The 22,629-nt window shown below is 58.0% G+C and carries 16 protein-coding genes; 10 read left to right on the top strand and 6 right to left on the bottom strand.

Annotated elements, in window-relative coordinates; all coding sequences use genetic code 11:
* Positions 1 to 68: 68 nt before the first annotated feature.
* A complete protein-coding gene (locus J1G33_RS00895) occupies positions 69 to 965 on the top strand; it encodes a GlxA family transcriptional regulator (protein WP_177327423.1) in 897 nt (298 codons plus the stop codon).
* A gap of 152 nt (positions 966 to 1,117) precedes the next feature.
* On the opposite strand, the gene zapE is transcribed toward J1G33_RS00895, so the two are convergent.
* From zapE to J1G33_RS00880, 3 genes are all read right to left on the bottom strand, one after another.
* Positions 1,118 to 2,212 (bottom strand): cell division protein ZapE, encoded by a 1,095-nt coding sequence (gene zapE / locus J1G33_RS00890; RefSeq protein WP_005784768.1) that lies wholly within the window; start codon positions 2,210 to 2,212, stop codon positions 1,118 to 1,120.
* Positions 2,213 to 2,291: 79 nt separating this feature from the next.
* The gene (locus J1G33_RS00885) at positions 2,292 to 3,647 is read right to left on the bottom strand and encodes a tryptophan--tRNA ligase (RefSeq protein ID WP_032877807.1); all 1,356 of its coding nucleotides are present in this window, start codon (positions 3,645 to 3,647) and stop codon (positions 2,292 to 2,294) included.
* A gap of 16 nt (positions 3,648 to 3,663) precedes the next feature.
* On the bottom strand, positions 3,664 to 4,293 hold the full coding sequence (locus J1G33_RS00880) for an alpha/beta fold hydrolase (protein WP_005784765.1): 630 nt from the start codon (positions 4,291 to 4,293) through the stop codon (positions 3,664 to 3,666).
* Positions 4,294 to 4,439: 146 nt separating this feature from the next.
* Here J1G33_RS00880 and J1G33_RS00875 point away from each other — a divergent pair, with 146 nt between their 5' ends.
* Positions 4,440 to 4,877 (top strand): DUF1043 family protein, encoded by a 438-nt coding sequence (locus tag J1G33_RS00875; protein WP_005784763.1) that lies wholly within the window; start codon positions 4,440 to 4,442, stop codon positions 4,875 to 4,877.
* A gap of 192 nt (positions 4,878 to 5,069) precedes the next feature.
* Here J1G33_RS00875 and J1G33_RS00870 read toward each other — a convergent pair whose 3' ends face one another.
* The 3 genes from J1G33_RS00870 to J1G33_RS00860 all read right to left on the bottom strand — a co-directional run bounded on the left by J1G33_RS00870 (position 5,070) and on the right by J1G33_RS00860 (position 8,710).
* Positions 5,070 to 6,794 carry an ABC transporter ATP-binding protein/permease gene (locus J1G33_RS00870; RefSeq protein ID WP_032877808.1) on the bottom strand — a complete coding sequence of 575 codons (1,725 nt, stop codon included), beginning with the start codon at positions 6,792 to 6,794 and terminating at the stop codon, positions 5,070 to 5,072.
* 100 nt (positions 6,795 to 6,894) lie between these two features.
* Positions 6,895 to 7,455 (bottom strand): response regulator transcription factor, encoded by a 561-nt coding sequence (locus J1G33_RS00865; protein ID WP_003171731.1) that lies wholly within the window; start codon positions 7,453 to 7,455, stop codon positions 6,895 to 6,897.
* Entirely contained in the window at positions 7,448 to 8,710 is a 1,263-nt protein-coding gene (locus J1G33_RS00860) for an ATP-binding protein (protein WP_032877809.1), read from the bottom strand. Before J1G33_RS00860 ends, J1G33_RS00865 begins: the two co-directional genes overlap by 8 nt.
* Positions 8,711 to 8,915: 205 nt before the next feature.
* On the opposite strand from J1G33_RS00860, the gene J1G33_RS00855 reads away from it, so the two are divergent.
* From J1G33_RS00855 to J1G33_RS00820, 8 genes are all read left to right on the top strand, one after another.
* Positions 8,916 to 9,626 carry an SIMPL domain-containing protein gene (locus J1G33_RS00855; RefSeq protein ID WP_032877810.1) on the top strand — a complete coding sequence of 237 codons (711 nt, stop codon included), beginning with the start codon at positions 8,916 to 8,918 and terminating at the stop codon, positions 9,624 to 9,626.
* A gap of 350 nt (positions 9,627 to 9,976) precedes the next feature.
* Positions 9,977 to 12,775: a hypothetical protein gene (locus J1G33_RS00850; protein WP_223017584.1), complete on the top strand. Its 2,799-nt coding sequence runs from the start codon at positions 9,977 to 9,979 to the stop codon at positions 12,773 to 12,775.
* Positions 12,776 to 12,890: 115 nt separating this feature from the next.
* Positions 12,891 to 14,492 carry an ABC transporter substrate-binding protein gene (locus J1G33_RS00845; RefSeq protein ID WP_032877812.1) on the top strand — a complete coding sequence of 534 codons (1,602 nt, stop codon included), beginning with the start codon at positions 12,891 to 12,893 and terminating at the stop codon, positions 14,490 to 14,492.
* 258 nt (positions 14,493 to 14,750) lie between these two features.
* The gene (locus J1G33_RS00840) at positions 14,751 to 16,379 is read left to right on the top strand and encodes an ABC transporter substrate-binding protein (RefSeq protein ID WP_005784750.1); all 1,629 of its coding nucleotides are present in this window, start codon (positions 14,751 to 14,753) and stop codon (positions 16,377 to 16,379) included.
* Positions 16,380 to 16,683: 304 nt separating this feature from the next.
* Positions 16,684 to 18,288, top strand: coding sequence for an ABC transporter substrate-binding protein (locus J1G33_RS00835; protein WP_032877813.1), 1,605 nt, complete (start codon positions 16,684 to 16,686; stop codon positions 18,286 to 18,288).
* Positions 18,289 to 18,459: 171 nt separating this feature from the next.
* The gene (locus J1G33_RS00830) at positions 18,460 to 19,860 is read left to right on the top strand and encodes an OprD family outer membrane porin (protein WP_032877814.1); all 1,401 of its coding nucleotides are present in this window, start codon (positions 18,460 to 18,462) and stop codon (positions 19,858 to 19,860) included.
* Between the two features lie 80 nt (positions 19,861 to 19,940).
* Positions 19,941 to 21,539, top strand: coding sequence for an ABC transporter substrate-binding protein (locus J1G33_RS00825; RefSeq protein WP_032877815.1), 1,599 nt, complete (start codon positions 19,941 to 19,943; stop codon positions 21,537 to 21,539).
* A gap of 76 nt (positions 21,540 to 21,615) precedes the next feature.
* Positions 21,616 to 22,626, top strand: coding sequence for an ABC transporter permease subunit (locus J1G33_RS00820; protein WP_003171721.1), 1,011 nt, complete (start codon positions 21,616 to 21,618; stop codon positions 22,624 to 22,626).
* Positions 22,627 to 22,629: the final 3 nt, after the last annotated feature.

Here is a 22,629-nt window from a genome sequence, read left to right as displayed (position 1 = left end):
GCGTCAGCATTTTGGCCATTGATCGGGTATTCGCTTCCACCCTCATGCAAGCCAAGGACTTCTTCCATCTGGCCAGCCTGCGTTACGGTAAACAGCAGGGCCTGGGCTTGACCCCAGGGTTCGATACGCGCCTGGTCAGCCCCGACGGGCAGTCGGTGCGCAGCTTCAGCGATGTGATCATGCCGGTGGACGGCGGCCTGGAGGATGCCGATATCATCGTGCTGCCGGCCTTCTGGGACGACTTCGACGCCCTGTGCACCCGCTACCCGCAAGTGTTGCCGTGGCTACGCGAACAACATGCCCGCGGCGCCGTGCTGTGCGGTGAAGCCACCGGGGTGTTCTGGCTGGCCGAAGCCGGGCTGCTCGATGGCAAGGAGGCGACCACCTACTGGCGGTTCTTCAATGCTTTCAGCGAGCGCTTCCCCAAGGTGCAGCTCAACCAGGACAAGCACCTGACCGATGCCGATAACCTGTATTGCGCCGGCGGCACCACCTCGGCCTGTGACCTCTACATCTACCTGATCGAACGCTTCTGCGGCGCCAACATCGCCCAGGCCGTGGCCCGCGACATCCTCTATGAGGTGCAGCGCAGCTATTCGCCGGGGCGTATCGGTTTTGGCGGCCAGAAGCTGCACCAGGACGTGATCATCCTGCAGATCCAGCACTGGCTCGAAGAACACTTCGCCGACAAGTTCCGCTTCGAAGACGTCGCCCGGGAACACGGCATGAGCATCCGCAACTTCATGCGGCGCTTCCAGACCGCCACCGGTGACAAGCCGCTGCATTACCTGCAACGGTTGCGCATCGAGACGGCAAAGGGCCTGCTCTCAGGCAGCCGCAAGAGCATCAAGACCATCAGTTATGAGGTGGGTTACGACGATGCGAGTTTCTTTGCGCGGTTGTTCAGGCAGCACACGGAGTTGTCGCCGAACCAGTATCGCCAGCAATTTCAGCAAGCCGCCTAACTGAAGGAACACAGAAAACAAAGTGGGAGGGGCGGTGCGACGATTCGACTTGCTCCCGATTGCGCTGGGTCAGTCACATCTACAGTGACTGACACTCCGAAATCGGGAGCAAGCCCCCTCCCACATTGGATCTCCATTGAGCTGGAGATTGATTAAGGCTTGTGTCCGCGCGACAGGAACTCGTGGGACTGCATTTCAAGCAGGCGGCTCAAGGTGCGCTGGAATTCGAAGTTCAAGCGACCGCCGGTGTACAGGTCCTTGAGCTCGACTTCCGCCGAGATGATCAACTTGACGTTACGGTCGTAGAATTCGTCGACCATGTTGATAAACCGCCGCGCAATATCGTCGGTGGTCACGCCCATCTGCTCGACGCCGCTCAAGATCACCGCGTGGAAGATCTTGCCCAGCTCAATGTAGTCGTTCTGGCTGCGCGGGCCGTCGCACAGCTGGCGGAACTCGAACCAGGCCACGTCATCGCAGGTGCGCAAGGCGATGATTTCGCGGTTCTCGATCATCAGCTTGTCGTTTTCCACCGCCTGGGTGCATTCCGGCGTCAGGGCGCGGAAGCTTTTTTTCAGGCTGTCGTGCGCCGCTTGGTTCAGCGGGAAGTGGAACAGCTCGGCTTGCTCCAGGTGGCGCAGGCGGTAATCGACGCCGCTGTCGACGTTGACGATATCGGTGTTCTGCTTGATCAGCGCAATGGCCGGCAGGAAGCGCGCACGCTGCAGGCCGTCCTTATACAGGCCGTCAGGCACAATGTTCGACGTGGCCACCAGGGTCACACCGTTCTTGAACAGCTCTTCCATCAGCGTGCCAAGGATCATGGCGTCGGTGATGTCGGAGACGAAGAACTCATCGAAGCAGATCACCCGCGCTTCTTGGGAGAAGCGCTTGGCGATGATGGTCAGCGGGTTTTTCTCGCCCGGCAGGGTTTTCATCTCTTCGTGCACGCGCTTCATGAAGCGGTGGAAGTGAGTACGGACCTTTTCCTTGAATGGCAGCGCTTCAAAGAAGGTGTCTACCAGATAAGTCTTGCCCCGGCCGACGCCACCCCAGAAGTACAGGCCCTTGACCGGCGTGTGATCTTTCTTGCCAAACAGCTTGCTGAACATCCCTGGTTTGCTTTGCGAGGCCGCGACCAGATCGTCGTACAGGCGCTGCAAATGACGCACAGCATTTTCCTGGGCTGCGTCATGGAAGAATTCAGGGCGTTTCAGATCAGCTTGATATCGTTCTAGGGGCGTCATAATTTCGTTAGCAAGGCAACAAAAACGGGCCGACACTGTAACGACGGCCCTGGAGAATGGCAATCAACCCTTGGTCGGGTTAATCCTCGATTGGGGCCAACGCAGCGCGCAAGGCTTCGATGGCCGCGTCACGCGATGCTTGATCGGCGTACTCGGCACTGTCAGCCACGGCGGCGCCGTCCAGCCATACGCTGAAGCTCAGAGCCTGCGCACGCACGTCCAGCGCATCACCACTTTGCAAGTGTTTGGTCACAGCGCCGGCCGCTTTGCCATCGGCAAAGTTGCGCGACAGCAACAGTTGCTCACCATCAGCGGCCAGCAGGCGGAAGCGGAAGCTGCCATCGTCTTCACGAAAACTCACAAAACGCGCAGCCTTCGCCGCTTTTTTCTTGGTTGCGACCGGCGCCGCAGCCTGGTTAACGAACGAACGCAGGCCCACCGCCTCACGCAACTCGGCGAGGAATGGCGCGGCCACGGCACGGGCTTTCTTGGCGCCGACCAGCAGCAGGTCTTCCATATCAGAGGGGCGCGACATCAGTTGGTGGTAACGCTCGCGCGCTTCACCAAGTTGGCCGTCGAGCAGTTGGAACAGACGATTCTTCGCCTCGCCCCAGCCCAGGCCTTGCAGCAGCTCGCCACGGAATTCTTCTTCCTGCGCCTTGGTCGCGAACGCCTGGTACAGGGTGAACAGGTGCGAATTGTCCGGGTCCTTGGCTTCGCCCGGCGCACGCGAGTCGGTCACGATCCGCGAGATCGCGTCTTTCATGTCCTTGGCGCTGGTGAACAACGGGATGGTGTTGTCGTAGCTCTTGGACATCTTGCGGCCATCCAGGCCCGGCAAGGTGGCGACGCTTTCTTCGATCAGCGCCTCGGGCATGGTGAAGAACTCTTTACCGTTGCCGAACAAGTGGTTGAAACGCTGGCCGATGTCGCGAGCCATTTCCACGTGCTGGATCTGGTCGCGACCGACTGGCACCTTGTGCGCGTTGAACATCAGGATGTCAGCGGCCATCAGCACCGGGTAGCTGTACAGGCCCATGCTGATGCCCGCATCCGGGTCTTCGCCGTTTTCCACGTTCTTGTCCACCGACGCCTTGTACGCATGGGCGCGGTTGAGCAGGCCCTTGGCGGCAACGCAGGTCAGCAGCCAGGTCAGCTCGGGAATCTCCGGGATGTCCGACTGGCGATAGAAGGTCACACGGTTCACATCCAGGCCACCGGCCAGCCAGGTCGCGGCGATTTCCATGCGCGAGCGCTGGATGCGCTGCGGGTCGTCGCACTTGATCAGCGCGTGGTAGTCGGCCAGGAAGTAGAAGGAGTCGGCATTCGCGTCTTCGCTGGCGAGGATCGCCGGGCGAATCGCACCGGCGTAGTTGCCCAGGTGCGGCGTGCCGGTGGTGGTAATGCCGGTGAGGATTCGGGTACGGGTCGTCATGGGTGATCGCTTGTCATCAATTCGAAAGGCGTGGCAGCACCAGATCCTTGAGATCGGTCAGCTTGCCATGAAAAAAGTGTCCGCATTCTGCCACTTTCAGCAACTCATGGGGGCGTTTCAGGGCGGCGGACCAGTCGTAGACCAATTGCGGGTCGACCACTTCATCGCTTTCCGGTTGGATCAGGGTCAACGGGCAGCCTTGGGGCAACACATCTGCATCGCCAAGGCGCATCACGGCGGCAGCCACCATAAACAGGTGCGCAAGCTTTTCACCCTTGGCTTCCAGACGGCCGCCGAGACTGGCCGCGACATAGCCACCGAAGGAAAAACCCAACAAGGTGATCGGCAGTTCGGGATGTTTTGCCCGCAGCCAGGTGACGGCCGCTTCGGCATCGTCGACCTCACCACTGGCCATATCGTGTGTACCGGCGCTGGCACCGACGCCACGATAATTGAAACGCAAAGTAATCAAACCGGCATCGCGCGCAGTGCGTTGCAGGGTCGACACCACTTTATTGAGCATGGTCCCACCCTGCACCGGGTTAGGGTGGCAGATCAGCGCCAGGCCACGTGGTTCGGGGTGATCCAGGTACAAGGCTTCCAATTGGCCCACCGGGCCATCGATCAAAACGGGGGTTTCACGCATGAGCAAGGATGAACTCCGTGACCTCTCAAGGGGTCGACTCGTCTAGCTAAAAGTCTGTGCATGGCATCATTGCGAGCTTAATCGCGGTATACAGCGCAGGTTTGAGCCGTTAACGTAAAGCAAAGCCGTTTATAGAGGAAGGACTCGTGGAACACTCGCTCTTAGTTTGGTTGTTGCCGACTCTTGCCCTGGTTGCCGGTGTCGCCATTGGATTCCTGGTTGCCCGCCTGCTGCCGAATGCCGCGCCTAACCGCACGCAGCGTCAGCTGGATGACATTCAGGAACGTTTTGACAGTTATCAGAACGAGGTTGTTACCCACTTCAACAGCACCGCGACCCTGGTCAAGAAGCTCACCCAGAGCTACCAGGAAGTACAGGATCACCTCGCCGAAGGCGCTAATCGCCTGGCCCTCGACGACATCACCCGCCAGCGCCTGCTGGCTGCGCTGCATTCCGATGCACCGCAAACCCCACGGGAACGCCTGACCCCGCCTCGGGAAAACCAGGAGCCACCACGGGACTACGCGCCAAAGACGCCGAACGCCCCAGGAATGCTGGATGAGCATTACGGCTTGAAGAAGTAAGTCATCTTCGAGCATTAAAAAAGCCCGGCTGATCTATGATCAGCCGGGCTTTTTTTGTCTCATTCTCCAAGACAAAGCAGAACCTAATGTGGGAGGGGGCTTGCTCCCGATAGCAGTCTGTCAGCCCCAAAGTAGGTGGCTGACACACCGCTATCGGGAGCAAGCCCCCTCCCACACTCACCGAGGATGAGCTCAAGTGAGTTGTTGCTCCTGCAACCGCCCACCCTCGATGCGCACATGCCGCCCATGGAAACGCTTGAGGCTGCTGCGGTGGCCGACGCTGACGATGCTCAATCCCGGCAATTCATCGATCAATGCCTGGTACAACGTTGCCTCATCCTCTTCATCCATCGCCGAAGTGGCTTCATCCATATACAGCCACTGCGGTGCGAACAACAACGCACGGGCAAAGGCCAGGCGCTGTTGCTCACCCGGCGAAAGCATGCGTTGCCAGTGGTTGGCTTCATCCAGACGATTGAGCAGGTGCGGCAGGCGGCAGGTTTGCAGGACCTGTGCATAACGTTCTGCCGGATAGACGCTGTCGTCTTGTGGATAACTCAGCACCGCCTTGAGCGTACCAATCGGCAGGTAAGGCTTCTGCGGCAGAAACAGGTAGCGCGTCGCCGGCAACCGAATGCTGCCATGACCTGCGGGCCAAAGATGGCCCATCGCCCGCAACAAGGTGCTCTTGCCGCTACCGGAACGCCCGCTGAGCATCACGCGCTGGCCAGGCTCCACGGTCATGTCGGCGTCGGTGAGCAGGTGACGGCCGTCGGCCAGGTCCATGCCCAGATCCGTGATCACCAGGCGCTCGCCGTCAGGGCGCACATCGATGGCCGGGGCTCGCTGCTCGTTGTCGCTCATGGCTTGCTGGAAACTCAGCAGGCGATCACTGGTGGCGCGCCATGTCGCCAGTTCCGAGTAGGCGTTGATAAACCAGCTGAAGTTTTCCTGCACGTTGCCAAACGCCGAGTTGATTTGCATCAGCTCGCCCAGCTCGATCTTTCCGGTGAAGTAGCGCGGCGCGGCCACGATAAACGGGAAGATGATCGCAATCTGGCTGTAGCCGGCGGTGAAAAAGGTCAGGCGCTTGGACACTTTCATGATGTCCCAGAAGTTGTGCCAGACCTTGCCGAAGCGCGTACTCAGGCGTTGTCTTTCATTGGGCTCGCCGTTGTACAGGGCAATGCTCTCGGCATTCTCACGCACCCGCACCATGGAAAAACGCAGGTCTGCCTCGAAGCGTTGCTGTTGGTTGCTCAGGCCGATCAAGCGTCGGCCGATCAGGTGCGTCAGCCAACTGCCCACGGTGGCGTACAGCAGCGCGCACCAGAACATATAGCCGGGGATGGTGATGCCAAACACTTCGATGCTGCCCGATACGCCCCACAGGATGATCGAGAACGACACCAGGCTGACCACATTACGCAGCAACCCAAGGCCGAGGCTCAAGGTGCCGGAGGTGAAGTTGTTGAGGTCTTCGGAAATCCGCTGGTCTGGGTTGTCGGTATAACCACCCTGTTCCAGCTGGTAGTAATTCTTGTGGGCCAGCCACCGGGTGAAGTGTTTTTCGGTGAGCCAGGCGCGCCAGCGGATCGTCAGCATCTGGGTCAGATAGAGACGGTAGACCGCGCCGAGAATCGCCACCGCCGCAATGCCGCCGAAATAACCTATCAGTTGCCAGAAGGCGGCGGTGTCCTTCTTCTCCAGGGCGTTGTAGAAATCCTTGTACCAGTGATTGATCCACACGGAAATCGCCACGCTGAACAGCGACAGGCCAATCACTGCAGCCAGCAACAGCCAGGCCCTGCCCTTCTCTTCGCTACGCCAATACGGTGTGATCATGGCCCAGGTTCGGCGGAAGAATTGCCCCCGCACCGCGTCGTTGATCGCGGAGTACTCAGCGTTCTGGTTCATTGTTCAGGCTCGGCAGGAAAAACATCACAGGCGTTTGAACCGATCATAGGTGATCGGTTCGCGCATCCGTGCAGCCTGAAGCAGGTTGTTCAGTGTTCGTTCAGCGTCGTACCGGGCGCTTCTGCAACTTGCGCTGCAAGGTACGGCGGTGCATGCCTAAAGCACGGGCAGTGGCGGAGATATTGCCTTCGTGCTCGGTCAGCACGCGCTGGATATGCTCCCATTGCAGGCGGTCCACCGACATCGGGTTTTCCGGTACCAGGGTGTCGAGGTCGGCGTGCTCGGAAAGCAGAGCGGCCAGCACGTCGTCGGCGTCCGCCGGCTTGCACAGGTAGTTGCAGGCGCCGCGCTTGATCGCCTCGACAGCGGTGGCGATGCTGGAGTAACCGGTGAGGATCACCACGCGCATTTCGGGGTCGAGCTCCAGCAGCTTGGGCAGCAGCACCAGGCCGGAGTCGCCGTCCATTTTCAGGTCGAGGGCGGCGTAGTCGGGCAGGTCGGCCTGGGCGATGGTCAGGCCTTCTTCGGCAGACCCTGCGGTGCTGACGCGAAAACCGCGACGGCTCATGGCGCGCGCCATCACGCGGGTAAAGGTGGCATCGTCATCTACCAGCAACAGGTGCGGCAGTTCTTCGCCTTCGACTTGGATCTCGTCACTCATCGATATCTCCTCGTGCGACACGGGGCAGGCGCAGCTCGGTGAGCGTGCCACCTTCCTCATGACTATAGAGCTTCACTGAGCCGCCCGCGCGGGTCACGCTGGCCTTGCTCAAAAACAGGCCCAGGCCGAAGCCTTTGCCCTTGGTGGTAAAGAAGGGTTTGCCGATCTGCTCGGCAATGGCCAGCGGCACGCCCGCGCCGTGGTCACGAATGCTGATGGTGATGTTTTCGGCGTCCCAGTCCAACTGTACACCGAGCCCTTCAGGGCAGGCGTCAGCGGCGTTGTTCAGCAAGTTGAGCAGCGCCTGGGTCAGGTCTGGCGGTGGCGCCAGGCGCGGCACGCTGCCTTGGCCCAACAGGTTGAAGCGGTAACTGGCCTCGGGGCGCATCAGGTGCCAACGGTTCAGGGCTTCATCGAGCCATTGGGTCACATCCTGCATTTCAACCGCGAGGCGGCGATTGGCTTCGGCGGCACGCACCAGTTGCTGCAGCGTCAGCTTGCATTGCTTGACCTGTTCCTGCAGCACGCTCAAGTCGTCTTGCAGCGCGGGGTCGTGATGGTCCTGGGTCATTTCCTTGAGCAGCACGCTCATGGTCGCCAACGGCGTGCCCAATTCATGGGCGGCACCGGCAGCCTGGGTGGCAACGGCCAGCAATTGCTGGTCGCGCAGCCCTTCTTCGCGGCGAATGGCGCGCAGCTCTTCCTGGCGACGCAGCTCTTCGGCCATACGTGCGGCGAAAAAGGTAATGACGGCGGCAGACAGGGCAAAACTCAACCACATCCCGTAGATTTGCAGGTTTTCCCGGGCGATAGGGAAGGTCTGCAACGGGTAGAACTGAGCCAGCAACAGGGTGTACAGCGTCAGCGCGATCCCCGAAAGCACCACCGAGTAGCGCCATGGCAACGTCACCGCAGCGATGGTCAGTGGCACCAGGTAATACGAAACGAACGGGTTGGTGGACCCACCGGAGAAGTACAGCAACACGCTGTGGATAAACAGGTCGCAAGCCAGTTGCAGGGCGTATTCCAACTCGGTCACCGGCCAGGTGGTGCGCAGCCGTATGGCGGTAAATGCACACAACACGGTGGAAAAACCCAGGGTCACAGCCAGTTGCAGCCAGGGCAGCGGCAGCAGGTCGAACCAATAGGCAAGCCCGACGGAACCTGCCTGTGCGGCCAATACCAGGGTGCGAATGAACGTCAGGCGCCAGAGGTTCTGGCGAGTGGCGGAAGTCAGTTTTACGGCGGCGAGCATGAGCTCTCCCGATGAGCGCTGCAGGCGGATCGGCACGAGTATAAACGAAGCGGACCTGCTGGCACGGCGCGTGTGGCTCTTTGACGCAGGCCGGCTAAATGACCGTTCGTCGGCACCCGCATAACTTGTTGGTAATGTGTAAACCCGAAGAACCCTATGCCAGCGTCTACAGTCATACCGAGCACGACTACCTCAAGGAGCTTCCATGTCTCGTTTCATTCGCAGTGCAGCCATCATCACTCTCAGCGCCAGCGCCATTGCCAGCCTGCCGGCCATGGCCGCCGATGCACTGAACTACAACCAGATCTCCCTGCGCGCCGAAGTCAGCCAGGAAGTAGCCCGCGACAAGATGATCGTCACCCTCTATACCGAGTCGCAAAACGCCGACCCGGCCAAGCTTGCCGCTGAAATCACCACCACCATGAACACAGCCTTAGGCCAGGCCCGCGAAGTCAAAGGCGTGACCCTGCGCCAGGGCAGCCGTAACAGCTACCCGATCTACGACAACAAGAACCAGAAGATCACCGGCTGGCGTGAGCGCGCCGAACTGCGCCTGGAAAGCGCGGACTTCCCGGCGCTGTCCAAGCTCACCGGCGAGCTGTTGAACACGCTGAAAATGGAAAACATGGACTTCGCCATCGCCGATGCCACGCGCAAGGCCAGCGAAGATGCGTTGCTCAAGGACGCGGTTACTGCGTTCAAGGCCCGTGCGCAACTGGCTACCGATGCACTGGGCGGCAAGGGTTACAAGATCGTCAATCTGAACTTCAACACCAATGGTTACCCGATGCCTTATGCCCGTGGCGGCATGATGATGAAGGCGGCCATGGCAGATTCTGCACCGACGCCTGACGTTGAAGCGGGCACCAGCCAAGTGAGCATGAGCGCCGATGGAGTGATCGAAGTTTTACCGTAAGTCTTCGCGAGACCAACACGGCGTAACCTTCACCGGTTACGCTGTGGTGTTGCCGCCCACGGAACACTCAGACCGCTACCACACACCAAGTAACTTGATACTACAGCCTTACTCTAATCTATCTAAACCTCGCCCTCACGACACCACTCGTCAAACATTACGAATGCAGGCCTGGAACTTACGACACTCAACTTCCCACCCAGGGTTGCCATGCACATCATCTTGAATCAGAACATCGAACAGGTTATTTGCCACACACGGACGTACTGACAACAGAACATCACACATATCGATTTCTTTGTTTCTCGATGAACGGCAGTTATTTATCCAATAATTAATGTGAGTCGATAATGAATATAACACCGTCTCTCGCTCCCACACTCGTCGTTCCCTCTTTCCCTCCCACACACTATCGCCAGCGTCGAGCGCTTGATGATTTGCCCGCAACGCAAACCCGGCAGCAGGCAGAAGAAACCTCTTCAAAACATCCAAAAAAATTGCTCGACCAACCCCCGTTCCCCTTGCCTACACCCGCCCATGAGCTCGATGCTTCCAAAAGCATCATCTATGGGTCAGTCAACGTTATTCCGCCAAACGCGGGTTATACACAGCAAGAGCGAATGCATCGTATCGATGCCTATGCCGGTCGAGTCGTCGCGCACATTCAACACATCGAAAATGGCAGCGACGCAGAACGCAATATCAAGTTCCAGCAAACTCGCCTGTTTCTTGAACCCGCAGGTTACTTCAGCGGCGGGTTGCTAGCAGCCGGCTACGATCCCCATGAAAAAATCTCGGTGACCTTCCACTCCTATGTAGGAATGGGCAAGCCCCAGGAGGAAACCAACAAGGAGGTACGCACCTATTTTGCATGGGAGATTGCAGCCGGCGCTCTTGCGCACGACAAGGTGTCAAGGGGCGGCCCGTTGAACTTCCAGGGCATGCACATCAACCCGCAAGATAAAAACAAGCTTCACGAACTGGAATCCTTGGGCAGCCAGCTCCAAGGCCATTGGGAAAATGAAATAGCGGCGCCCATGCGCGACGCCTCGGGGCAACTGGCGAAGCGATCGGGCAAAGCGGATGCCTATGTGTTGCGAGGAATATTACAAAGTCTGCATGACGACAATTCCAGTAACAAACACCTAACCCCCGCTGCGCGGGCCGCCATTGTCCGCACACTTGAAGAAGACGGAAACGCGGTAATCCCCAACATATATGGCTATCCCTTAGAGGGTTATGCATTTATTCCTTATATCAATTATCACGGTGATTATGACCACCGCCCGAATAAGGGACTGATGATTGACTTAAAGAATGGCTCCGCCCGTGAAATACACGGTGATGACGACTTTGCCAGTTGGGCTAAAAACAATCAGGCTCAATTGGTTAGCCGCTTCAACGCTCGTGACAGGCAAGGCGGTCATGATGCTCACTGGGTAGGGGCCGGGTATGTACTCAATGCATTGATTCAGGATAACCGTTCTACGTTTCCAGGAAGAAAAGGCCCGTTCACAGATCAGGCCGTACCGGTCCGGGAGACATTCAATTACACACAATCGCGAGACAGCGATTACTACTTGAAATTTGGCGACCTTAAAAACGGTATTGCCCCCCACTACCAGGCGATAAATGCCAAGAATGCACGCTGGACCGATCAAACCGAGGTCTTTGGCGCCTCCCAACAAAGTTGGAAAGCAGCCAAAGAGTTTTGGGGTAACACGTTTGGTTACTTACCGATCGTAGGCAATGTGGGCAACATTGTCTTCGGCGTACACGATGGCCTCTACGGCAAGACGGCTGATGATCGTGTCGCAGGTAACGCCGCGGCAGTAATTTCCAGCCTGCAACTGGCGCACGAGATTGCCCCCATTGGAGTGGAAGCCGGACTTGGGGAGGCGGTTTTGACACCTGGCGCTCCCAGCGCAAAACCCTACAGCTGGCGATTCAGTCAGGACACTAGCGATCTTGAACTCGTGCGCACGCCAAACGCGTTGAGCGAGAGTGATACCAACCCGGTTGCAAATCACTCGACGCCCCAGGTGAACCCGTTGCGGCCCAGTCACGCGGGGATGATCAGCGAATATGCCATCCCTGACGGCGAGCAGTTGATTGAAAAGGCCACGCACAACCAGAAGGGCATCTATCAGCTCAAGAACACCGCCACCGACGAAGATCGCTGGTTTATCCGCTACACCGATGGGACAGGCGTCCCTGGCGTATATGAAATAAAAAGCAACTTCAAACCTAGCAATGACTACGTGCAGATTATTGATCGCTCCGGAAAGATTGTATTGACCGTGCATTCAGCCGGTGACGGAAACTGGGTTCGCAATGCAGCCAATGGGGGGGTGAGGTGGCCGTGGCAGCGCTCACCATCGCCAACACCTAGTGAAAATCTGACCCCCCATTTTTCGGACCTGTTCGCCGATGTCGATCAACAGGCCGTGGCACGAGCCGACAGATTCGACCAATTCATGAAAGTGGATGAGACCAGACCTTACGCCGTATCGACCCGCGGCTATGAAGAAAACGGCGTTGTTAAAAGAAAGCTGAATATTGGCTGGGAGGCCCCCAAGGAGAAGTTCGAAGTATTGCCCTCGGAGCGAGCGGCTCCTACGCCTCTGAGCGAGACCAATTATTCAGAGCACTTTCTTCCCGACCTGAATCGTAACAACTACACGGTCATCAAAAGCTCAAAAGGCGGCGATATCGAGGTGCCGTTGGACGCCAGTGCAGACACACCCGAAGCGACAAGACTGAGCCGTCTAAAGAAATTCGAGAAAGAGATTCCCGATGCACAACTGCGATCCCGTATCTCCGAGGTTGCCCATCAAGGATCAGTATTTCCCGCCAATTGGGAGTTGCTCCAAAGCTTGAAAGAAGGCTACGGCGTCACAGCAAGCAATACTTCTTACTTTATTGATTACGACCCGATAAACAGTGAAGCCCGAGTCAAAGTCGTCACCACGTGGTTTGTAAGCGATGTCAGCGATCACGTTCCAAAAGTGATTCCGGATTTAGAAGCAACCTCCGTCAGAACCTTCACCATTCGCGAGAACAATGACGTGTCCGGCGACCTTTACACGATTGACGATTACGCTCCAACTCAACTGGAAGTCTCGATCCCCGATGATCTCCCTCAGTAATCAAGGCCCCCTTTGATGCAGATGTCCCTACCTGAGTAACCAGAACGGCGGTAACCTCGGTGACCGCCGTTTTCGTTTAGGCAGCTTTGGTCTGCCTGCCATTTCAGGGGTCTCCATGGAAAGAATCGCCGTCAAGCCACTGCTCCTCGCCGCAAGCCTACTGGCTTTTATGCCGATGGCTCAGGCCGCAACCACCCTGGTCTACTGCTCCGAAGCCAGCCCCGCCGGGTTCGATCCCAGCCAGTACACCAGCGGCACCGATTTTGACGCGTCCGCCGAAACCGTGTTCAACCGTCTGACTCAGTTCAAGCGCGGTGGCACCGAGGTAGAACCGGGTCTGGCCACGAACTGGGATGTATCCAAGGACGGCCTGACGTATACCTTCCACCTGCGCGATGGCGTCAAGTTCCACACCACCGACTTCTTCACCCCGACCCGTGATTTCAACGCCGATGATGTGTTGTTCACCTTCAATCGCTTGCTCGATGCCGACAGCCCGTTTCGCAAGGCCTACCCCTCCGAATCGCCCTACTTCACTGACATGGGCTTGAACGCCACGATCAAGAGCGTCGACAAACTCGACGAACACACCGTGCGTTTCAACCTGAACAATGTCGATGCTTCATTCGTACAGAACCTGGCGATGAGTTTCGCCTCGGTGCAATCGGCCGAATACGCCGCCCAGCTGTTGAAAGAGGGCAAGGCCGAGCAGATCAATCAAAAGCCCATCGGCACCGGGCCGTTTGTGTTCAAGCGTTACCAGAAAGATGCGCAGATCCGGTATGTGGCCAACACACAATACTGGAAGCCCGAGGACGTAAAGCTCGATAACCTGGTATTTGCGATCACCCCGGACGCCGCTGCGCGCCTGCAAAAACTAAAGGCCGGTGAATGCCAGGTCAGCGGTTACCCACGTCCTGCCGACATCGACGTGATGAAGCAAGATCCCAATCTGCGCGTGCTGCAACAAGCGGGTTTCAATCTGGGCTTCCTGGCCTACAACGTAACGCACCCGCCGCTGGACCAACTCAAGGTGCGCCAGGCGCTGGACATGGCGATCGACAAACCAGCAATCATCAAGGCCGTTTACCAGAGCGCCGGACAATTGGCGCAGAACGCATTGCCGCCGGCGCAGTGGTCTTATGACCCAGGCATCAAGGATGCCCCCTACGATCCGACCAAAGCCCGGTTGCTACTAAAAGAAGCAGGGGTTGCACCAGGTACCACCATCAATCTGTGGGCGATGACCGTGCAACGCGCCTCCAACCCCAATGCGCGGATGTCCGCACAAATGATCCAACAGGATTGGGCCAAGGTCGGCATCAAAGCCAACATCGTCAGCTATGAGTGGGGCGAGTACATCAAACGCGCTAAAAATGGCGAACACGACGCAATGATTTACGGCTGGACCGGCGATAACGGCGACCCGGATAACTGGCTCGGCGTGCTCTACAGTTGTGCCGCGGTCAAGGGCAGCAACTATGCCAAATGGTGTAACCCGGCCTACGACAAGCTGGTGCAGCAAGCCAAGGTCAGCAATGATCGCGAGCAGCGTATCAAGTGGTATCAACAGGCGCAGAAAATCCTTAAGGAACAGGTACCTATAACGCCTATTGCGAACTCGACGGTTTTCCAGCCCCTGCGCAAGGAAGTGCGCGACTTCAAGATCAGCCCGTTTGGACTGACGCCCTTCTACGGCGTGAGTCTAGATAAGTAACATCAACGCCCCAACCGAGTGTGCTAGACGCCTCGGCTGGGCTTTTTTGGTGCGCACATTGCACCGAAAAAAACCATCAAATCGACGCATTTATGGCAAAACTTTCATAATTGCGACATTCCTGTACGTTCGTACCACTGTTTACCGCTCGTAACCGTTCAGCATCTTGCATTGGGTATGGCGCCTGCATAAGTATCCGCAGGCCGACTCACGAGGTCGCCCTCACCACCAAAAATGACAACAAATCATGAGGCCAACATGCTTAAACACGCAGTCCTTCCGTTATTAGTGAGCGCTGGCCTTATGGCCGCAGCCCCCGTAGCCCTGGCGGCAACTAACCTGGTGTTCTGCTCCGAAGGGAGCCCGGCCGGTTTCGACCCAGGCCAGTACACCACCGGAACAGACTTCGATGCCTCGGCCGAAACCATGTTCAACCGTCTGAGCCAGTTCGAGCGTGGCGGCACCGCCGTCGTTCCTGGCCTGGCCACCAGCTGGGATGTGTCGCCGGACGGCCTGACGTATACCTTCCACCTGCGCGAAGGCGTCAAGTTCCACACCACCCCGTACTTCAAGCCTACTCGTGAATTCTCGGCTGACGACGTACTGTTCACCTTCAACCGGATGATCAACAAAGACGATCCGTTCCGTAAGGCCTACCCCACCGAGTTCCCGTACTTCACGGACATGGGGATGGACACCAACATCAAGAACATCGAGAAAGTCGATGATCACACCGTCAAGTTCACCCTTGGCACCGTGGACGCGGCTTTCATCCAGAACCTGGCCATGAGCTTTGCTTCGATCCAGTCCGCTGAATATGCCGCGCAATTGTTGAAGGAAGGCAAACCCGCCGACATCAACCAGAAGCCGGTCGGCACTGGCCCGTTCGTGTTCAAGAGCTACCAGAAAGATTCGAACATTCGTTACACCGGCAACAAGGACTACTGGAAACCTGAAGACGTGAAGATCGACAACCTGATCTTCGCCATCACCACTGACCCGTCGGTGCGTATCCAGAAGCTCAAGAAAAACGAATGCCAGATCACTCTGTTCCCACGTCCGGCCGACCTAAAGGCGCTGGGCGAAGACAAAGACCTGAAGCTGCCGCACCAGGCCGGTTTCAACCTGGGCTATGTGGCCTACAACGTGATGGACAAGGTCAAGGGCAGCGACCAGCCTAACCCGCTGGCTGACCTGCGCGTACGCCAGGCGCTGGACATGGCGGTGAACAAGCAGCAGATCATTGACTCCGTGTACCAGGGCGCCGGCCAACTGGCCGTCAACGCCATGCCGCCGACCCAATGGTCCTACGACACCAGCATCAAGGACGCTAAGTACGACCCAGAGAAAGCCAAGGCGCTGCTCAAGGAAGCCGGCGTCAAGGAAGGTACCGAAATCGTCCTGTGGGCCATGCCGGTTCAGCGTCCGTACAACCCGAACGCCAAGCTGATGGCTGAGATGCTGCAGAACGACTGGTCCAAGATCGGCCTGAAGGTCAAGATCACCAGCTACGAATGGGGCGAGTACATCAAGCGTTCCAAAGGCGGCGAGAACCAGGCCATGATCATTGGCTGGAGCGGCGACAATGGTGACCCGGACAACTGGCTGAACGTGCTGTTCGGCTGCGACTCGCTGTCGGGCAACAACTTCTCCAAGTGGTGCGACAAGAAATTCGACGGCATCGTGAAAGAAGCCAAGGCCACATCGGATGTCGCCAAACGCACCGAGCTGTACAAGCAGGCGCAACATATCCTCAAAGATGCAGTCCCGATGACACCTATCGCGCACTCGACGGTGTATCAACCCATGCGTAATACCGTACAGGACTTCAAGATCAGCCCATTTGGCTTGAACTCCTTCTACGGCGTTAGCGTAAGCGGCAAGTAAGGATCAATAACGGCGACGTTTCACAACGTCGCCGTTATTCCATCCGCCAGGGCCATAGGAAACAGACCACATTTGTAAGCGTTGCCGTCCTACAGCAACGAACTGCGCCTTGTGTCTCCGTTACCTACAAGTCCAGTCAGAATTGGCGCATTTACTGCAAGGTCCGCGTCCCATAACGTCGTAGGACAGCAGAGGCATCACTCTGGGAAATGGCACTTGCTGTGCGTGGGATCAGTGATGTCTTCCTGGCCATGGCCAGCGGGAGGGTTGCTGTTGATAACTACAAACAAGGATCGGGATCGTCATGCGCCATACCACTGTTCTATCCGCGATGTTTGCCACCAGCCTGCTGGCCGTGGCCACGATGGGCCAGGCCGCCGAAAAGAAGAGCCTGGTGTTCTGCTCCGAAGGCAGCCCGGCAGGGTTTGACACTGCGCAATACACCACGGCCACCGACAACGATGCGGCAGAGCCTTTGTACAATCGCCTGGTTGAATTCGAAAAAGGCGCGACCGACGTAGTACCTGGGCTGGCGACCAAATGGGATATTTCGCCAGATGGCCTGACCTACACCTTCCACCTGCGTGAGGGGGTGAAGTTCCACAGCAACAAGGAATTCAAGCCGACGCGCGACTTCAACGCCGACGACGTGCTGTTCACCTTCAACCGCATGCTTGACCCCGAGCATCCATTCCGCAAGGCCTACCCTACCGAGTTTCCGTACTTCAACGGGATGAGCCTGAACAAGAATATCGCCAAGGTCGAAAAAACCGACCCGCACACGGTGGTGATGACCTTGAACACGGTCGATGCCGCGTTCGTACAGAACATCGCCATGAGTTTCGCTGCAATCCTGTCCGCCGAATACGCCGAGCAGTTGCTCAAGCAAGGCAAGCCCAGCGACATCAACCAGAAGCCGATCGGCACTGGCCCATTTGTGTTCCAGCGTTACCAGAAAGACTCGCAGATACGTTACGTGGGCAACAAACAGTACTGGGACCCGAGCCGCGTCAAGCTGGACCAACTGATCTTCGCCATCAACACCGACGCCTCGGTACGGGTGCAGAAGCTCAAGGCCGGCGAATGCCAGGTCACCCTGCATCCGCGCCCCGCCGATGTAGACGCGCTGAAGGCCGACCCGAACCTGCAACTGCTGACCAAGCCTGGCTTCAACCTCGGCTACATCGCCTACAACGTGCGCCACAAGCCGTTCGACCAGCTTGAAGTGCGCCAGGCGCTGGACATGGCGGTGAACAAGCAGAGCATCCTCAACGCTGTGTACCAGGGCGCAGGGCAACTGGCGGTCAACGCCATGCCGCCGACACAGTGGTCCTACGACGACAGCATCAAGGACGCCGCCTACAACCCGGAAAAAGCCAAGGAGCTGCTCAAGGCCGCCGGCGTCAAGGAAGGCACCGAGATCACCCTGTGGGCGATGCCGGTACAACGTCCGTACAACCCCAACGCCAAGCTGATGGCCGAGATGCTGCAGAACGATTGGGCCAAGATCGGCCTGAAAGTCAAAATCGTCAGCTACGAATGGGGCGAGTACATCAAGCGCACCAAGAACGGTGAGCATGATGTCAGCCTGATTGGCTGGACCGGCGACAACGGTGATCCGGACAACTGGTTGGGCACCCTCTACAGCTGCGACGCCATCGGCGGGAACAACTACTCCATGTGGTGTGACCCGGCGTACGACAAGCTGATCAAGCAAGCCAAGGTCGTGACCGACCGCGAACAAAGGACTGTTCTATACAAACAGGCGCAGCAACTGCTCAAGCAGCAGGTGCCGATCACGCCAGTCGCCCACTCGACGGTCAACCAGCCGTTAAGCGCCAAAGTCGAAGGTTTCAAGGTGAGCCCCTTCGGCCGCAACGTGTTCTCGGGCGTCAGCATTACCCCATAAGAAAATAACCGGATTGCGGGGAGCGAAGTTCGCTTCCCGGCAAACGCGCAGGCTTTTGTTGGGAAAATTCCTACGCCAAACGTTTGCACAGGCTTGAACGAGTTCCACACCCAATAGCCGGTTCACCTAAAAAGACCGGCATTAAAAAAGAGAACCAAAGGAGCTTCACCCATGAAACTGAGCAGCAAAGCGCTTCTGGCCCTGGCCATCAGCAGCATCACGGCAACCGCCTACGCTGAAACGCAAAGCCAGGACTTCGTTCCTACCACGTTGGCCGGCACCAGCGCCCAAAGCGAGGCTAAAGGCTTCGTTGAAGACTTCAGCCTTGGCGGCACCACACGTAACTGGTACTCCCATGAAAGCAAATACCGTGGGGGCACCTTCGCGTACCAGAAGCATGGCCAGACCCTGACCGACCGTAACCGTACCAACTGGGTACAGGGCACCATCCTCAAAGCCAGCTCGGGTTTCACCCAGGGCACCGTCGGCGTCAAGACCGAAGTAGCGGTTTACAACGCTCTGGTACTGGACCGCAGCAAGCGTGATATCAAGGGCGGCTCCAACCGTACCCTGGCGGACTCCAACGGTGACGCCGTAGACCAGTGGAGCAAACTGGGCCTGGCCAACGTGCAGTTCCGCGTGTCCAACACCACCTTGACCGCCGGTCGCCAGAACTTCAGCAGCGGCATCGTCGACACCATCGGCAACCGTGCCCTGCCTTCAAGCTTCCAGGGTGTGAGCTTCAACAGCGAAGAGTTCAGCAACCTGTCGTTCCAGGGCGGCGTGTTTGACCGCGTTTCGCCACGTAGCGAACAGAGCCTGTCGAAATTCCGCTCCGAATACACCAACAGCGCAAAGGTTGAAACCGACAAGGTCTATACCCTGGGCGCCAACTACCAGCCATTCAAGAGCCTGAAGACCAGCTTCTTCGGCGCCAACGTCAAGGATTTCTGGAACCAGTACTACTTCGGCGCTACCCATGAACTGGGTGACAGCCAGCAACTGGCGCTGACCACCGGTTTCAACTACTACAAGACCGTCGATGAAGGCAAAAAGCTGATGGGGGATATCGACAACGATACCTACTCCCTGTCTTTTGGCCTGACTCACCAGGCCCACAGCCTGACCTTCGCCTACCAGGCCGTGAACGGTAACGAGTACTTCGACTACCTGCACGAAACCAACGGTATCTACCTGGCCAACTCCCTGACGTCCGACTTCAACGGCCCGAACGAGAAATCGTTCCAGATCGCCTACGCCATCAATATGGCCGAATACGGCGTGCCAGGCCTTAAGTTCAACGCCTACTCCGCTCGCGGCTGGGGCATCGACGGCACCCACTACACCGGTAACCGCGGTGTAGTCGGCAAAGGTTACGACGGCATCCAGTCCCAGGACGGCGAGAAGCACCAGGAATACGGTATCGGCGCTTCCTACGCGGTCCAGAGCGGCCCGCTCAAGGCCACCGCAATTCGTGCCACCTACGTTGAACACCGTGGCAGCGAGTTCCAATCCGACGGCAGCATCAAAGAGTTCCGTCTGGTCACCACCATCCCATTCAACATCCTTTAATTAGCGCCAGGCAGGCGGCGGACTCAGGACGAGTTCGCCGTCTACGCTTTTCTGGTTCCATCGATTGCAGAGGGCTCTGAATGAAAATGCTCCCGCTACAAGCCGCCATGGCTGCCGCGCTGTTGAGCGTGGCGATCGGCGTTTCGGCCAAACCGCTGGTGGTGTGCACCGAAGCCAGCCCGGAAGGTTTCGACCCGGTCCTGTACACCACCGCCGTGACCGCCGATGCCGCCGCTGAAACCATGTTCAACCGTCTGGTGGATTTCAAGCCCGGCACCACCGAAGTGGTTCCCGCCCTGGCTAAAGACCTGCCGGAAATCAGCGCCGATGGCCTGACCTACACCTTCCACCTGCGTGACGACATCAAGTTCCACACCACCGACTATTTCAAACCCACGCGCAACCTGAACGCCGACGATGTGCTTTGGAGCTTCCAGCGCCAGCTGGACCCGAATCATCCATGGCATAAAAAGTCCCTCGTGGGTTACCCGTACTTCGAAAGCATGGGGTTCAAGGAACTGCTCAAGAGCGTAGAGAAGATCGACGATCATACTGTCGTCTTTACCCTGACCCGTCCTGAAGCTCCGTTCCTGGCTGACCTGGGCATGGCGTTCTCTTCAATCCATTCGAAGGAATACGCCGACCAGTTGCTCAAATCCGGCAAGACCGAAGACCTCAATGCCAAGCCCATCGGCACTGGTCCGTTCATCTTCACCCGTTATCAGAAAGACGCCCAGGCACGCTTCAAGGCCAACCCCGACTACTTCCGCGGCAAACCGGCGGTCGATCCGCTGATTCTGGCTATTACCGTCGATAACAACGTGCGCCTGCAGAAGCTCAAGGCCAACGAATGTCAGATCGCGTTGTTCCCCAAGCCGGATGACATCCCAAGCATCAAGAAAGACCCGAACCTGAAAGTCGATGAACTGGCGGCGATGACCACCAGCTACACCGCATTGAACACCACCCGCAAATACATGAGCGATGCGCGGGTACGCCACGCTATCAACATCGCGTTCGACAAGGCCGGCTATACCGAAGCGCTGTTCGGAAAAGGCAATGCAGTCGTGGGCACCGGCCCTTATCCACCGACATTGCTGGGTTTCAGTGAAAAGCTGAAAAACCCAGCACGCGACCTGGACAAGGCCCGTGCCCTGCTCAAGGAAGCCGGCGTGCCGGAAGGCACCGAATTCACACTGTTCACCCGTAACGGCGGCGGCCCGACCAACCCCAACCCGATGCTCGGCGCCCAGCGTATGCAAGCAGACCTGGCCCAGATTGGCTTGAAGATCAATATCAAGGTCATGGAATGGGGCGAGATGCTCAAGCGTGCCAAAAACGGCGAGCACGATATGGTTTCGGCGGGCTGGGTCGGTGATAACGGCGACCCGGATAACTTCCTGACGCCAAACCTGAGTTGCGATGCAGCCAAAAACGGCGAAAACTACGCCCGCTGGTGTAACAAAGAGTTTCAGGACTTGATCGACAAAGCCCGTGCAATCGCGGAACCGGCCGAACGGGCCGCGCTCTATGAACAAGCACAGGATGTGTTCGAGAAAGACCAACCCTGGCTTCCCATGGCTTACCCGAAACTGTTCACCGCCCTGCGCAAGAACGTAGAAGGCTTCACCCAAAGCCCTCTGGGTACAAATAACTTCGCCACCACCCAGGTGAAGTAAATAAGAAAAACGCTCGGCACCGTCGACATTGACGGTGCCGAACCTGCCTAACCGGCTGATTGAGGTACACACCAAGATGTTTAGTTTTATTGCCCGCCGATTGGGGTTATTGATCCCCACGTTCTTCGGCATCACGTTGCTGACCTTTGCGTTGATTCGCATGATTCCAGGCGACCCCGTAGAAGTCATGATGGGCGAGCGGCGGGTTGACCCCGAAATGCACGCCCAGGCAATGGAGCGCCTTGGCCTTAACAAGCCGCTGTATGCGCAATACCTGGATTACGTCGGCAAGCTCGCCCAGGGCGACCTTGGCGAATCGCTGCGCACCCGCACCAGCGTGTGGACCGAGTTCACCGCCCTTTTCCCTGCGACCCTGGAACTGTCCATGGCCGCCCTGTTGTTCGCCGGTATCCTGGGCCTGTTGGCCGGGGTGATCGCGGCACTCAAACGAGGATCCCTGTTCGACCATGGGGTGATGGGCATCTCCCTGGCGGGCTATTCGATGCCGATCTTCTGGTGGGGCCTGATCCTGATCATGTTCTTCTCGGTGAGCCTGGGCTGGACCCCGGTTTCCGGGCGTATCGACCTGCTCTACGACATCGAGCCGCGCACCGGTTTCATGTTGATCGACACCCTGCTGGCCGACGAGCCGGACGCGTTCTGGGACGCCCTGCACCACCTGATCCTGCCGGCTATCGTGCTGGGCACCATCCCGCTGGCGGTGATCGCACGGATGACCCGCTCATCGATGCTTGAAGTACTGCGCGAGGACTACATCCGCACCGCCAAGGCCAAGGGCCTGTCGCCGGCGCGCGTGGTATTCGTGCACGGCCTGCGCAACGCGCTGATCCCGGTACTGACCGTGGTCGGCCTGCAAGTCGGCACGCTGCTGGCCGGTGCGGTACTGACCGAAACCATCTTCTCGTGGCCCGGCATCGGCAAATGGCTGATCGAAGCCATTGGCGCGCGGGACTACCCGGTGGTGCAAAACGGCATTCTGCTGATCGCCTGCCTGGTGATCCTAGTGAACTTCGTGGTGGATATCCTCTACGGCTTCGCCAACCCACGCATCCGTCACCAGCGCTGAGAT

Source organism: Pseudomonas sp. P867 (genome assembly GCF_019891455.1).
In the GTDB taxonomy this organism is placed as follows: domain Bacteria; phylum Pseudomonadota; class Gammaproteobacteria; order Pseudomonadales; family Pseudomonadaceae; genus Aquipseudomonas; species Aquipseudomonas synxantha_A.
The sequence above is the reverse complement of the archived record's forward strand: the minus strand, read 5'-3'. Positions and strand labels throughout refer to the sequence as shown.